Source organism: Psychrobacter sp., from assembly GCF_036731945.1.
Classification (GTDB): domain Bacteria; phylum Pseudomonadota; class Gammaproteobacteria; order Pseudomonadales; family Moraxellaceae; genus Psychrobacter.
This window is the reverse complement of sequence record NZ_DAINDI010000005.1, coordinates 61,340-62,601: the sequence shown is the minus strand read 5'-3', so window position 1 is coordinate 62,601 and position 1,262 is coordinate 61,340. Positions and strand designations below refer to the sequence as shown.

The 1,262-nt window shown below is 45.1% G+C and carries 2 protein-coding genes; both read left to right on the top strand.

From position 1 onward, the window contains the following. Positions 1 to 886 (top strand): glycosyltransferase (locus tag V7D75_RS02005; RefSeq protein ID WP_333613200.1); only part of this gene is annotated, 886 nt, incomplete at its 5' end. After that, on the top strand, positions 886 to 1,262 hold a 377-nt coding region (locus V7D75_RS02000; RefSeq protein WP_333613199.1), incomplete at its 3' end, for a hypothetical protein. The genes V7D75_RS02005 and V7D75_RS02000, both read left to right, overlap by 1 nt.

The window sequence follows — 1,262 nt, the reverse complement described above, 5'->3', positions numbered from 1 at the left end:
TTTTACCACCTTTCATACACCTATTTTTCCGCAATTACGTTTGGCGCTATTGACCTTGCGTCACGGTACAACCACTCAGTTTACCGCTATCAGCAAACACCAACAGCAGCTATTTTCTGAGTTTGTGCCATCAGAAGTGGTTTATAACGGCATTGATGTAAAATCCTTTGACGCCAATATTGAATCTACGGATGATTTTACCCCTGAAAATGATGAAGTTTATTTTTGGTTTGGACGTATTTGCCCTGAAAAAGGCACGCATTTGGCCATGCAATACTGTATGGAAGCGGGAAAAAAACTCATTATTGCTGGCCCTAAAAGCAATGAAGCGTATTTTGTTGAGCAAGTTGCCCCACTCTTGGCTAAAGATGGTGAAAATGGCGCGCAAAGACTGTTTGATTATGTCGGTCATGTCACCAAAGACGAGGTAAATCGCTACCTTTGTCAAGCGACTGCCATGCTATTTACCAGCACATGGGATGAGCCGTATGGTTTAACACTGGCTGAGAGCTTAGCGTGCGGTACGCCAGTGATTGGCTTTGATGTCGGTGCTAGCGCCGAGATTGTCACACCAAGCACTGGCGTTATCGTCGCTAAGGAAGATAAAGACGCTTTTATCAAAGGCTTTACTAAGATTCAAAGCATTTCACGCCAAGCCTGCCGAGAACGCGCCTTACAGTTTTGTTCCGTCGCAGCCATGGTAGCAGGCTATTTAGACTTGTATAAAGCAGCAGTAGCAGAAATCGAGCAGAAAAAAGGCGTTGAAGCCCCAACAGATGCGCATTTAAAACTGAATTCATTTATCCACAGAAATGGCAAAAACAAAAAAGCAGAGTCAATAATCGGTGCAAGCAGTGGCTTAAATAACATAATGGAGCAAGGATAATGCGGCTTGGTTATTATGCCCATCATCACGGCTCAGGGCATTGCCGCCAAATCGATAAGCTTGCTGCCTTATTACCCATTGAAGCAAGACAGAAATTAACGGTATTTACCAGTTTAACGTCCGATACCTATACGTTTGCGGCTATAGATGAAGCGCAAGTTGTACGACTACCCGCCGAAGATGAACGTGCAGATGATGTACTCGCTGGGCGCGCAGGACTATATTGGCAACCAACCAGCCTGCATTATTCGCCCGTCGGTAATAGCGATATTCAGCAGCGCAGTCATAAAATACTGGATACCATTTATCAGCGCCACATTGATTTGATGATTATTGATGTCAGCGTTGAAGTCGCCATGCTATGCCGCGCCGCCAG